This is a genomic window from Nostoc sp. NMS7 (assembly GCF_017115085.1).
Taxonomy (GTDB): domain Bacteria; phylum Cyanobacteriota; class Cyanobacteriia; order Cyanobacteriales; family Nostocaceae; genus Nostoc.
In genome coordinates, this window is record NZ_JABXKJ010000158.1 from 14,950 (window position 1) to 27,653 (window position 12,704).

Below are 12,704 nucleotides of genomic sequence, written 5' to 3' on the forward strand. Positions count from 1 at the left end.
ATCCCAGAGGAAATTGGCTCTGGTAGAGAATTAAAACTAGCTTATCAAACTTTGCTTTTAGCGATCGCTCTTGGGCTACTATCCCAGAATTCTCAAGGTGATTATCAATTCAACGGTCGGTCACTTGGTAAAGACCGAGAACAAATTGCCTTAGCTTTAGCAACTGAGTTCACTTTTCAGGAACTCTATGGAAACTTAGAAGAACGTATCGAAACATTTGAACGTGATTTTATTTACCAGAAATTACAGGAATTAGGAACATCTGCGTCATATTTAAATCATCACGAAGGTAAGCTTTTAGATCATCTACTTTCAGAGTATAATCCTCTGAATTAGGCGTTAAATCGCCCTGTTTAGGGCACAACATGTTTATTGGTGTCAACTTAAGCTTGAAACAGCCTCTCTCATAGCTTTGTCACCCGCCTGGGAATGAATTCCTTTGGCTTTTAGCTCAAGTCTACTGAAGTAGACTAAGGATTTGGAGAGATATTTAGTCATCTTCAGATGACTTTTGCTATGAGCAAGGAACTTCAGTTCCTTGCGGAACATGGGTTATACGTTAAGTTGACACGTATGACAACATGTTGTGCCCCTACGATTATCTGTGCCTCACCAAGTTGCAATCTGCTGTAGCGAGCAATGCTTTGCCCGGACGACAGATTTCATTGGCTTTTTAGCCCTTTTCAACTGGATAGTTATTTCCGCAGGGCTGTAATAACCTCTCATAAACTAACAGAGAGACAAATGTGAACTTATGTAAATAAAATTCACAAATATGACAATAATTTGTAATAAATAATGATGCAGCCGCGTTGTATAAAGAGAAGTTGAAGGAAAAAACAACATCTTAATCAGGTTTTCCAGTCGTTCAGAGAAGTTTGAAGTTTTCTAACAAAAGTTTTAATCTGAAAGCCTGGAGATCGTAAACTTATTTCTTGAGATGTCTGTTTTAAACCTTTCGTAACTCGTCAGGCAGTGCTGACATCAAAAATAAACTGAACCATTCAGTTTTGAGTCGAATTATTCATAACCAAGCAAATTTGGAGATTTAACGCAATGGTTTTAGATGCATTTGCAAAAGTAGTTTCCCAAGCTGATACACGTGGGGAATATCTCTCCGATTCACAATTGGATGCATTGAGCGAACTAGTCAAAGATGGTAACAAGCGTGCAGATGCTGTTAACCGGATTACCAGCAATGCGTCTGCTCTTGTTGCTGCTGCGGCTCGTGATTTGTGGGCAGAACAACCCCAATTGATCACTCCCGGTGGTAATGCTTACACCAGCCGTCGCGCTGCTGCTTGCATCAGAGACTTAGACATCATTCTTCGCTATATCACCTATGCGATCTTTGCTGGCGATTCTAGCGTGCTAGATGACCGTGCCCTCAATGGTTTGCGGGAAACCTATTTAGCATTGGGAACTCCAGGAGCGTCAGTTGCGGTTGGTATTCAGAAGCTCAAACAAGCTTCCTTGGCCATTGTCAACGATACAAACAACATCACCAAAGGAGATTGCAGCGCTTTGGCATCTGAAATAGCTAGCTATTTTGATCGTGCTGCTTCAGCAGTAGCTTAAGCCAGACATTGCTGCTATCGACTGAGATAATTGTCCATTAGGACAAAACAAAATTTCAACCAAAAGTTTGTAAAAGGAAAATACCAAAATGACAAAAACACCTCTAACTGAAGCAATTGCATCGGCTGATTCTCAAGGACGCTATCTCAGCAGCACCGAGATTCAAGTTGCTTTTGGTCGCTTCCGCCAAGCGCCAGCTAGCTTACAAGCAGCAAAAGCCTTGAGCGCCAATGCTCAACGATTGACCGAAGGTGCAGCTCAAGCTGTGTATAGCAAGTTCCCTTACACCACTCAACAACAAGGCCCCAACTTCGCGTCTGATGCACGCGGTAAAGGCAAGTGTGTACGTGATGTCGGCTACTACTTGCGGATTATCACTTATGCCTTAGTTGTTGGTGGCACAGGCCCCTTGGATGATTTCTTGATTTCTGGCTTGGCTGAAATCAACCGGACTTTTGATCTGTCTCCTAGCTGGTACATTGAAGCTCTCAAGTACATCAAAGCCAACCACGGTCTAAGCGGTGATCCAGCTGTTGAAGCCAATTCTTACATCGACTATGTAATCAATACTCTAAGCTAGAGTATTTCTTTAGCCCGGAGAGGAAATCAGCTCTGATGACAAGTAAGTTCTATGAGTTGTTTACCTCTCCGGGCAGTTTTATTTTCAAAAGACTGTTAAAAGACTAGAAAAAATTTTTCTAAAAAGTTTTCAGTTTTGCAGTTAAAACTGAGGAGGTTAAAAATGGCAGCTTTGGGACAAGCAGCAAGATTAGGGATTGGAGCATTTGAAAACTCAGCACTGGTAGAACTACGTCCTGATCGAACAGAAGCGGATGTGGCAGTGATTAGCCGGGCAGCTTACCGTCAGGTTTTAGGTAATGAATACCTACTGGAAGCAGAGCGTCTTGTCAGTGCGGAATCACTGTTGCAGGAAGGTGCAATCTCAGTTCGGGGATTTGTGCAAGCCATTGCTCAATCGGAACTCTATCGGGATAAGTTTTTCTACTCCAACTCCCAAACTCGGTTTATCGAGTTGAATTATAAGCATTTATTGGGGCGTGCCCCACAAGATGAGTCAGAGATTTCGTACCATGTTGAACTTTACAACTCACAAGGTTATGAAGCTGAGATTAACTCCTACATTGACTCATTAGAATATCAAGAGAGTTTTGGCGAAAATATTGTGCCCTACTATCGAGGCTTTAAAAGTCAAGTAGGACAGAAAACTGTTGGATTTGGCCGACTGTTGCAACTGTATCGGGGTTATGCCAATAGCGATCGCGCTCAAGGACAAAAACAAGGACGGCTAACCTGGGAAGTGGCTAAGAATCTAGCTTCACCCATTTACCCAGTCTCCGCCGGAGCCTTAACAGGTCTCTCTACAGGTGGTCGCGGCGAAACATACCGGATCAAAGTCCTACAAGCAGCTTCCCCGAATTCAACTGTAGTACGGCGCGGTACTGCGGAATTGATCGTACCCTACGAACAACTTTCTAGTAAATTGCAGCAGTTGAATCGCAAGGGCAGTAAAGTGATTAGCATTACTGCCGTATAAATAGGGAATGGGGAATTAAGTGAGGAGCGATGCCCTGAGCAGTTCGGCAAGCTTACTGTAACAGTTGCCGTACCACTTCGTGGAAGCAAGCTACGCGCAGCGTCTGGTAGAGAAGGGTTAGAAGTTATGAGTTTTGAATTCCTAACTCTACCCCTAATCTTAACTCTTAACTCCTAACTTTTCCCAATTACGAATTACAAAAGGAAAATTACCAATGGCTATTACAACAGCAGCGTCCCGTCTGGGAACAGAGCCTTTTAGTGATCAGGCTCCTTTAGAATTGCGTCCAAATGCAAGCAAAGAAGATATTGAGAGAGTAATTGCTGCCGTCTATCGTCAGGTGTTGGGCAACAACTACATATTGACATCTGACCGCCTTACAAGTGCTGAATCTATCCTGCGCGATGGAAAAAATACAGTGCAAGAGTTTGTGCGTCAAGTAGCTAAATCAGAACTGTACAAATCCAAGTTTTTCTACGACAGCTTCCAAACTCGCCTCATCGAGCTGAACTATAAACATTTGTTGGGTCGTGCCCCCTATGATGAGTCTGAGGTGGTCTATCACTTGGACTTGTATCAAACCAAGGGATATGAAGCCGATATTGATTCTTATATTGATTCATCAGAGTATCAATCTAGCTTTGGTGAAAATATTGTCCCTTACTATCGCGGCTTTAAAACCCAAACAGGACAGAAAACTGTGGGATTTAGTCGGATATTCCAACTTTATCGCGGCTATGCTAGTAGCGATACCTCCCAACTGAAAGGCAAGTCCTCGCGCCTTGCTAGCGAACTAGGTCGCAATGGTGCATCCATCGTTGTTCCTCCCTCTGGTGGCCCCTCAGGCTTTTCATACGTTCCTTCGGAAAAAGGCGTTACCCCCAACAGTACTTTCGGTGGTGCGGGGACTTTTGGTAAAGAAGGCAGACTTTACCGTATTGAAGTGGCAGGCGTTTTTGGAGCTGGGTATCCTAGCACACGCCGTGTCAATCAAGCGGTGATTATACCTTATGAAGAACTATCTAGTTACTTCCAGAGAGTGGTAAAACAAGGTGGTAAAATAGCCAGTGTGAAACCACTTTAGTATCATTGGTCATTAGTCATTGGTCATTGGTCATTAATTTTAGACCAAGGACAAAGGACTAATGATAACTTCAATTTATAAATTAGGAATTGATTTATGCTTGGACAAAATAATGGTAGAAATAGTAATCGCTCCTTCCGCTATGAAGTAGTCGGTCTGCGCCAAAGCGATGAAACAGAAAAAGTTGGCTATCCGATTCGTTCTAGTGCCAGTGTGTTTTTCACGGTGCCTGAGAACCGGATGAATCAAGAAATGCAGCGGATTACTCGCTTGGGTGGCAAAATAGTCAGCATTCAGCCATTGAACGCCCAAACTCAAACAGATAGCGAACACAGCGATCATCCTTCTGCTCATGAATCCCAGTCCGCAAAAAATTGAAGATTTATCACTGACAGGTGACAATGCCGACGGTGAATCTTTAACGGTAGAGCAGGCTCTAGCTAATCTTGAAGGTGCAGATTTAGGTCTGCGCTTTTATGCAGCCTGGTGGTTGGGTAGGTTTCGGATATGTGAAGCAGCTGCGGTTACAGCACTGATCAAAGCGTTAGAGGATGAAGCCGACAGGACACCAGAAGGCGGATATCCTCTACGACGAAACGCCGCTAGAGCCTTAGGAAAACTCAGCGATCGCCAGGCAGTATTACCTTTAATTGGGTGTTTAGACTGCTCAGATTTTTATGTGCGGGAAGCGGCGGTACAATCTTTGGAGATGCTAGGTGATCCGCTTTGTATTCCCGCGCTGATCAAGCTATTACAAGTAGGCTTGCAGGGAGAGCAGCTGATATCAAAGCAGGCTGATTTATCTCAACCTTACGACTCCATCTTAGAAGCCTTGGGAATCTTGAGGGCGACTGAGTTTATCCCTTTGATCAAGCCATTCTTAGAGCATCCAATCGAATTGGTGCAATATGCTGCTGCACGAGCTATGTATCAGTTAACCGAAGAACCAGTTTATGCAGAACGGTTAGTACAAGCTTTGGCGGGAGAAAAATTGCAATTGCGTCGAGCAGTCTTAGCAGATTTGGGAGCGATTGGATATCTACCCGCAGCAGATGCGATCGCGCAGACTCTTGCCGAAAATAGTCTAAAGCTAATTTCTCTTAAAGGATTACTAGAATATCAAGTTAACCACACCGCAGCAAGCACTTTGTCAGCAGGTGCGGTTAAAGTGATGAATTTAATGGACTCGCTGTTGTAGTTCTAAGTTATAGATATAGCGGTTCCCTGCTGGATGAAGTACATATCAAAACCTCACCCCCAACCCCTCTCCATGAGTTCGGAGAGGTAAGATATAAGCAGAGCTTATCGGGGTGAGGTTAAGCTATACCTGACTAGATTAGGAAAGGCTATAAAGAGTTGTCATTAATACGTGTAAATCTAATTGTTTACCACAGCGAAACCGCCAAACCAACTGCGACATCAGGACTAGGGGGTTTAAGTATGATGGTAACTACGGATAACCTAAGCTACAATTGGCTGACGACTAATGACCCATGAAAAATTATTATGAATAATAGTGAGCTTGCCCAAACATTAATCCGTGCTGTGGAAGAAGCAGATTCTTCAGAGCGCTTAGTAGACGCAGTTCAAGAGTTAGCAGCAGCTGGTATAGAGGAATCCGTTCCTACACTGATTGCAGCTTTAGGCTACAACAATCCTGGTGCGGCGGTGGCGGCGGTAAATGGACTAATTGCGATCGGGGAAGCGGCAGTAGCGCCACTATTGGAACTAATTGATAATTACAACTATGGTGCTAGAGCCTGGGCTGTTCGTGCCTTAGCGGGAATTGGCGATATCCGGGCGCTGGATACGTTGTTAGAGGCAGCAAAAACCGATTTTTCTTTGAGTGTGCGGCGAGCAGCTGCCAGGGGATTAGGCACTTTACGCTGGCATCAAGTACCGCCTGAGAAACTGGAATCTGTTCAGACTCAAGTATTAGAGGCGCTATTACTAATTTGTCAAGATCCAGAGTGGGTAGTGCGCTATGCAGCAGTGACGAGTTTGGAAACCTTAGCGATTGCGATGCCTGCGGCGGTAAACAACGCAGTCAGTTTACCCGATCAAGCGTCGCGGATTACAACTCAACTTCAGCAAATGCTCGATACAGATCCCGATCTGGGAGTTCGCACCCGTGTAAAGTTTGCACAGCAAAAAATTCAGCCCCAACAAAATCAAGAGGTGTTTGCACCTAAAAGAAAGCTAGAAGAGACTGAAGTGCCTGAAGTGCCTGAAGTGCCTGAATTGCCTTATCGTGGTGGTGGCAGACGGTAAGAAATAAGAATTAAATAACATACAATAGAATTTATGTCCCTGGCTTACCTCACCCTCAATCCCTCTCCTGATCAAGGAGAGTAAAGCTAGATACAGGATGAAGTTTTGCATTTTATTTAATCCACATTCCTGAATGTAAAACTAACCAGACAATAAAGACTGAATTTCTGCCTGGATATTGCCACGGGCAGATGGTTCGGCGAACTCTGACATTAAAGGCGTAAAGTAGATATGCGATCGCTGCAAAAATCCTTCTAAAACCTGCCGACGACCGATGATATAATCTGCTTCTGCCACCCAGTCATATTCCTGGCGAATAGCATGGGTGTATTCTGGATATTGGACTAGGTTAGTAGCGAAAATCGCTAAATCTGCATCAAGTAAAACTTGGCCATCACAGTCATCTACTGCAGCTTGGTGGTTTTTAGTGTTCAGAATCAGACGCGTGACAGTAGTTATAGTACTTTCGGGAATACCCAAATTACTCAGCAATTCCAAAGCATAGTCTGCGCTTCGTTCTTCATTATCTTGAGCTTGAGAGTCATACACAACATCGTGAAACCAGGCAGCAAGTTGAACAGCAGCTAGGTTTTTGGTGTAGCCTTCCAAAATCTGAATTGTGCTGAGAACCTGATCAATATGTTTCAGTGTATGGTAATGGCGATTAGGGGTAGAGTAAGCTGCAACCAAGCAATTAAAGACTTTCTCAGACGCTACCTCTTCAACACCAAAGGGTTGGAGTGTGTGTTGCCAGTTAGAAAATAAGATATGCGTGAGGTTTTCTGTAGGCATAAATGTAGTATTCACACTCTTAGTATGACTAAGCTAATCTCTTGTGTTGCAACATCTGTCTCATCAAGTTAGAAATAGATCAACAAAAGGATAACACTTGTAAGTGATTGAATTGGGCATTGGGCATTCGTTATTTTCTCCTTGTCTCCCCCATCTCCCTCATCTCCCTCATCTCCCATTCGGCTACGCTCACGGCAAGCCCACTCCCCACTAAATATATGAAAGCGTCAAAATAGAAGACAGAGGCTTTGTAAAAAAAGCCTTGCGTTGATTAACGGAGTTTATTATCAGTGGTATTACAAGTACAAACAAGCACCTACGAAGCTAAAACCCAAGAAATTGCTAAACAACTTCTAGCAGCAACCCAGGAAAATCGTTCGTTTTTTTCTTCCCTGCGAGATCAAATGCGCTGGGATGATAAATTACTCGCTTGGGCGATGAGTAGTCCGGGGTTGCGGGTGCAATTATTTCGCTTTATAGATACACTCCCTGCTTTGCACAGTAAATCAGAAGTTGCCTCACATTTGCAAGAATATCTCGGCGATGAGTCTGTAGAATTACCAGCAGCTTTAAAGGGGATGCTAAATTTTGCTAACCCCGACTCTATGCCAGGACAAGTTGCTGCTACAACCGTTGGTACTGCGGTTGAGACTCTTGCCCATAAATATATTTCTGGGGAAAATATTAAACAAGTCATCAAAACAGTTGAACGACTGCGAAAAGAAAAAATGGCTTTCACCATCGACTTACTTGGTGAAGCCGTGATTACTGAAGTCGAAGCGCAGTCATATCTAGAACGCTATCTAGAATTAATCCAGCAATTGGTGGAAGCATCGAAGAATTGGCCAGCTATCCCGGCTATTGATGAGGCTGATGGCGAACTCATCCCAAAAGTTCAGGTTTCTGTGAAGTTAACGGCGTTTTATTCCCAATTTGACCCTCTAGATGCTAAAGGTAGTGAGGAGCGAGTTAGCGATCGCATTCGTATTCTCTTACGTAGTGCTAAAGAGTTGGGCGCAGCTGTGCATTTTGATATGGAACAGTATGGCTACAAGGATATAACTCTCAGCATCCTGAAAAAACTCTTACTAGAAGAAGAGTTTCGCCAACGTACAGATGTTGGCATGACAATTCAAGCATATCTGCGTGATAGTGAGCAAGATACCAAAGATTTAATTTCTTGGTTGAAACAACGCGGTTATCCCCTGACAATCCGCTTAGTCAAAGGCGCATATTGGGATCAGGAAACTATCAAAGCAGCGCAGAAGCATTGGCCACAGCCAGTTTACAACGAGAAAGCCGCAAGTGATGCTAACTTTGAAACCATCACTCAGTTATTGCTAGAAAATCATCAATATGTGTATTCTGCCATTGGAAGCCATAATGTGCGATCGCACTCTCGCGCCATTGCGATCGCTGAAAGTTTAAATGTCCCCCGTCGTCGCTTTGAATTGCAAGTCCTCTACGGTATGGGTGATAAAGTTGCAAAGGCATTAGTTGACAGGGGTTATCGCGTCAGAGTTTACTGTCCTTATGGTGAATTATTGCCTGGGATGGCGTATTTAATTCGGCGGTTGTTGGAAAATACCGCTAATAGTTCTTTTTTACGGCAAAATCTCGAAAATCGACCGATTGAAGAATTGTTAGCGCCGCCGATTGTCAAAGAAGAAGACGCGATTAATCGCGTCTCTCATTTCCTTGGTGCTGCTGATACCGATTATGCTGAGGAAGAGATGACAAAAAAATCTGCTCAAGCTTTCCAAAGTGTTCGCCAACAGTTGGGTAAAACTTATTTGCCGCTAATTAATGGCGAATATGTGAATACGCCAGAATTTGTTGATTCTCTGAATCCTTCTAATTTCAGTCAGGTAGTTGGTAAAATTGGGTTGATTAGCGTTGAACAAGCAGAACAGGCGATGCAAGCTGCGAAAGCGGCGTTTCCTGCGTGGAAGAAAACACCAGCTAAACAACGTGCTGATATTTTGCGGAAAGCGGGTGATTTGATGGAACTCCGCCGCGCTGAACTTTCAGCTTGGATGGTTTTGGAAGTTGGGAAACCAGTTAAGGAAGCTGATGGAGAGGTTTCCGAAGCGATAGACTTCTGTCGGTATTACGCTGATGAGATGGAACGGTTAGATGAAGGTTTAAATTACGATATCCCTGGTGAAACTAATCGTTATATTTACCAACCACGGGGTATTGCTGTAGTGATTTCTCCCTGGAATTTTCCGCTAGCGATCGCTTGTGGAATGACTGTTGCCGCTTTGGTTTCAGGCAATTGTACTCTCCTCAAACCTGCGGAAACATCTTCTGTAATTACCGCAAAACTCACAGAAATCTTAATTGAGGCTGGTATCCCTAAAGGTGTATTTCAATACGTACCTGGCAAGGGTTCACAAGTCGGCGCTTATTTAGTAAATCATTCAGATACTCATGTAATCGCTTTTACAGGTTCCCAGGAAGTCGGCTGTCGAATTTACGCAGATGCGGCAACTTTGAAACCCGGACAGAAGCACATGAAGCGGGTGATTGCGGAAATGGGTGGTAAAAATGCGATTATTGTCGATGAAAGTGCTGATTTAGACCAAGCTGTTGTAGGGGTAGTGCAGTCAGCATTTGGTTACAGTGGACAAAAATGTTCTGCTGCCTCCAGGGTGATTGTGCTGGAACCGATTTATGATATCTTTGTGCAACGGTTAGTGGAAGCGACAAAATCCTTGAATATTGGGGAAGCAGAGTTACCGAGTACACAAGTTGGACCGGTAATTGATGCTAATGCCCGCGATCGCATCCGTGAGTATATTGAGAAGGGTAAGGTAGAAGCAAAAGTGGCATTAGAGTTATCAGCACCCGAACAAGGATATTTTATCGGGCCTGTGATCTTTAGTGAAGTATCGCCAAATGCGGTAATTTCCCAAGAAGAAATTTTTGGGCCTGTGCTGGCGGTAATTCGCGTGAAAGATTTCCAGGAAGCCTTAGCAGTCGCCAACGGTACAAACTACGCCTTAACTGGCGGACTTTATTCTAGAACACCTTCGCACATTCAGCAGGCGCAGGCAGAGTTTGAAGTTGGGAATTTGTACATTAACCGTAATATTACAGGAGCGATCGTTAGACGGCAACCCTTTGGTGGATTCAAACTTTCTGGGGTAGGTTCTAAAGCAGGTGGACCGGATTACCTCCTACAATTTTTGGAACCACGCGCGGTAACAGAAAATATTCAGCGCCAAGGTTTTGCACCAATTGAAGGGGCAGATTAAACTACAAGAGTAGGTAAGGCATCTGCCCTACCTACTCTTGTAGGAATCGTAGAGAGTTTAATGTCTAATTTAGTTATAAAAGTTGCTGAATTACCTCAAGAATTTCCAGCAATTCAAGCAATTAGGATAGCAGTTTTTCAGGAAGAACAAGGGGTAGATGCCGCTTTAGAATTTGATGGCAAAGATGCAATATCTGAACATTTGATTGCTTATTTAAATGGCGAAGTTGTGGGTACTGCCAGAATTAGATATTTAGATGATAAAACTGCCAAAATAGAACGGCTTGCTGTTTTATCTACAGCTAGAGGGCAGGGTATTGGTAAGAAAATTATGGAAAATGCCCTATAAGTAATAGCTAACAAAAATATTCCAGAAGTAGTGATTCATGCTCAAGAATATGTGAAAGATTTATACAAAAAATTGGATTTTGTAGAAGAAGGAGAAATATTTGAAGAAGCCAGTATTCCCCATTTGAAAATGAGAAAAAAATTCTCACAGCAAAAAAATTGTAGGTTGGGTGGAGGCTTTGCGTAACCCAACATCCTGATAAGCTAAAACACATCTAATTTGCATATTAAATTTTATCAAATTCTTGTGGGGTGGGCATCTTGCCCACCTTGATCATGCAACTTCAATGCCGATTAGCTTAATCAGTTGGGTTGCGCTCCGCTCCACCCAACCTACATCTACGTACATTTCAAAAATCAAATACTAGTCCTATAGCAGTCTGCATCAGTAGTGACTCTAGCTGAATTATCTGAATTTTTTATTTAATTTTGAATTTTGAATTGATTTCTCCCGGATGCACTGAATCTGGTAGAAATAGAGTGAACTGACTACCTTTTCCCAAAGTTGATGTCACGGTAACATCTCCACCATGCAAACGGGCTAATTTGCGTGTTAAAGCTAAACCCAAACCAGTGCCTTCATACTGCCGATTTAATCGACTATCAAGCTGTTTAAACGGTTCAAATAGAAATTGAAATTGATTTGAGTCTATACCAATTCCAGTATCTGAAACTATAAAGCTTATCCCTTGCGGTACTTTTTTGACTACCAGCGATACCTGACCGGCTGGGGTAAATTTAATCGCATTGGTGAGCAGATTGACTAGCATTTGCTTGATGCGCCCCTCATCACCAATACAAATATCCGCTTCTGGGTCAATTTCAGATGTAAGTTGCAATCCCTTTTCTAAGGCGCGATCGCGCACTGTCCATATAGCATAATTACATAAATCTGACACTGGCAAAGGTGAGAGTAACAGTTCCTCTTTGCCTGCTTCTACCTTAGATAAATCAAGGATATCGTTAATCAGTGCCAGCAGATGTTCACCATTACTATATATAGAATTTACATATTCGTTCTGCTTTTCATTGAGAGAGCCAATTCTTTCTTGTTGCAACAACTGTGACAAAGCCATAATCGCATTCAGAGGCGTCCGCAACTCATGGCTCATGGTTGCTAAAAATTCACTTTTTGCCCGATTGCCAGCTTCTGCTGCTTCTTGAGAGGCACGCAGTTTCAAATCTGTTTCCTTGCGTTCAGTAATGTCTTCAATCATCGCTAGAAAAAACTCAGGTTTAGCATTGCTGCTTGATATAACAGAAACAGAGATATGAATCCAAATTAAGCTACCATTTTAATGCAGGCAGCGTCTTTCTATCTCAATGGGATGTTTCGGCGAGAAGCTGTTGCTGATGTTCTCCGGGTTGGCAGCCAAGCCTCGAAGTTGTCTTTAAGTCTGGAGGAATTCCTGACATCAGTTGTTTATAAAGTTTTAAATCCCCCCTTTCTGTGGGAATGTAATCTGTAAAGGGCTTGCCGTATAGTTCTTCTCGACTGTATCCAAAAATCTTGCACAGTGCCAGATTAGTATCGACTATCTGCGCTTTCATATCTATAATTCCAATGCCGATAGACGAACGCTCAAAAATCGCCCGGAATTTAGTAAAGCCTCTTGAGCTTGTTTGTAGTCTGTAATATCTCTAGCCAACACCACCTGCATTAGTTGCCCTCAATAAGAAATAATTTTACCTTGTAGTTCTACGGAAAAAGCAGAACTGTCTTTGTATAACTGCAATTACTTGATATGATTTCTCATAACCGGAAAGTATATTTTTTCTAATCAAATTCTTGCTGAGGCTGACTACCAAAACACTCT

General features: G+C 43.0%; 10 protein-coding genes and 2 pseudogenes. 10 read left to right on the forward strand and 2 right to left on the reverse strand.

From position 1 onward, the window contains the following. Window positions 1-51 precede the first annotated feature (51 nt). From HWQ38_RS16595 to HWQ38_RS16630, 8 genes are all read left to right on the forward strand, one after another. Complete coding sequence (locus HWQ38_RS16595; RefSeq protein ID WP_292795289.1) at window positions 52-336, forward strand: hypothetical protein; 285 nt, start codon at window positions 52-54, stop codon at window positions 334-336. Window positions 337-1,056: 720 nt separating this feature from the next. Beyond that, window positions 1,057-1,578 carry a phycocyanin subunit beta gene (locus HWQ38_RS16600; protein WP_292795291.1) on the forward strand — a complete coding sequence of 174 codons (522 nt, stop codon included), beginning with the start codon at window positions 1,057-1,059 and terminating at the stop codon, window positions 1,576-1,578. An 88-nt stretch (window positions 1,579-1,666) separates the two neighbouring features. Then, complete coding sequence (gene cpcA, locus HWQ38_RS16605) at window positions 1,667-2,158, forward strand: phycocyanin subunit alpha (protein WP_118168224.1); 492 nt, start codon at window positions 1,667-1,669, stop codon at window positions 2,156-2,158. Window positions 2,159-2,320: 162 nt separating this feature from the next. Further along, on the forward strand, window positions 2,321-3,133 hold the full coding sequence (locus HWQ38_RS16610; protein ID WP_292795293.1) for a phycobilisome linker polypeptide: 813 nt from the start codon (window positions 2,321-2,323) through the stop codon (window positions 3,131-3,133). Between the two features lie 214 nt (window positions 3,134-3,347). Further along, window positions 3,348-4,217 carry a phycobilisome linker polypeptide gene (locus HWQ38_RS16615; RefSeq protein WP_292795294.1) on the forward strand — a complete coding sequence of 290 codons (870 nt, stop codon included), beginning with the start codon at window positions 3,348-3,350 and terminating at the stop codon, window positions 4,215-4,217. Window positions 4,218-4,313: 96 nt separating this feature from the next. Continuing rightward, window positions 4,314-4,595, forward strand: coding sequence for a phycobilisome linker polypeptide (locus HWQ38_RS16620; protein WP_292795295.1), 282 nt, complete (start codon window positions 4,314-4,316; stop codon window positions 4,593-4,595). Next, window positions 4,570-5,415, forward strand: a complete 846-nt coding sequence (locus HWQ38_RS16625; RefSeq protein WP_292795296.1) for a HEAT repeat domain-containing protein — start codon at window positions 4,570-4,572, stop codon at window positions 5,413-5,415. Before HWQ38_RS16620 ends, HWQ38_RS16625 begins: the two co-directional genes overlap by 26 nt. A gap of 308 nt (window positions 5,416-5,723) precedes the next feature. Next, a complete protein-coding gene (locus HWQ38_RS16630; RefSeq protein WP_292795297.1) occupies window positions 5,724-6,488 on the forward strand; it encodes a HEAT repeat domain-containing protein in 765 nt (254 codons plus the stop codon). Window positions 6,489-6,629: 141 nt separating this feature from the next. Here HWQ38_RS16630 and HWQ38_RS16635 read toward each other — a convergent pair whose 3' ends face one another. After that, the gene (locus tag HWQ38_RS16635; RefSeq protein WP_292795299.1) at window positions 6,630-7,280 is read right to left on the reverse strand and encodes a hypothetical protein; all 651 of its coding nucleotides are present in this window, start codon (window positions 7,278-7,280) and stop codon (window positions 6,630-6,632) included. A 290-nt stretch (window positions 7,281-7,570) separates the two neighbouring features. Between HWQ38_RS16635 and pruA the strand changes: the two genes are divergently transcribed. Next, window positions 7,571-10,540 (forward strand): L-glutamate gamma-semialdehyde dehydrogenase, encoded by a 2,970-nt coding sequence (gene pruA / locus HWQ38_RS16640; protein WP_292795302.1) that lies wholly within the window; start codon window positions 7,571-7,573, stop codon window positions 10,538-10,540. 60 nt (window positions 10,541-10,600) lie between these two features. Then, window positions 10,601-11,074, forward strand: a pseudogene (locus tag HWQ38_RS16645) (GNAT family N-acetyltransferase). Between the two features lie 232 nt (window positions 11,075-11,306). Here the strand turns inward: HWQ38_RS16645 and HWQ38_RS16650 are convergent. Continuing rightward, a pseudogene (locus tag HWQ38_RS16650) lies at window positions 11,307-12,506 on the reverse strand (ATP-binding protein); the annotation flags it as partial. Between the last annotated feature and the right edge of the window lie 198 nt (window positions 12,507-12,704).

Excerpts from the sequence above, each read along its gene's own strand:
- HWQ38_RS16615 (WP_292795294.1), top strand. The coding sequence starts at position 3,348 with ATGGCTATTACAACAGCAGCGTCCCGTCTGGGAACAGAGCCTTTTAGT.
- HWQ38_RS16630 (WP_292795297.1), top strand. The coding sequence starts at position 5,724 with ATGAATAATAGTGAGCTTGCCCAAACATTAATCCGTGCTGTGGAAGAA.
- HWQ38_RS16610 (WP_292795293.1), top strand. The coding sequence starts at position 2,321 with ATGGCAGCTTTGGGACAAGCAGCAAGATTAGGGATTGGAGCATTTGAA.
- HWQ38_RS16620 (WP_292795295.1), top strand. The coding sequence starts at position 4,314 with ATGCTTGGACAAAATAATGGTAGAAATAGTAATCGCTCCTTCCGCTAT.
- cpcA (WP_118168224.1), top strand. The coding sequence starts at position 1,667 with ATGACAAAAACACCTCTAACTGAAGCAATTGCATCGGCTGATTCTCAA.
- HWQ38_RS16600 (WP_292795291.1), top strand. The coding sequence starts at position 1,057 with ATGGTTTTAGATGCATTTGCAAAAGTAGTTTCCCAAGCTGATACACGT.
- HWQ38_RS16635 (WP_292795299.1), bottom strand. The coding sequence starts at position 7,280 with ATGCCTACAGAAAACCTCACGCATATCTTATTTTCTAACTGGCAACAC.
- HWQ38_RS16625 (WP_292795296.1), top strand. The coding sequence starts at position 4,570 with ATGAATCCCAGTCCGCAAAAAATTGAAGATTTATCACTGACAGGTGAC.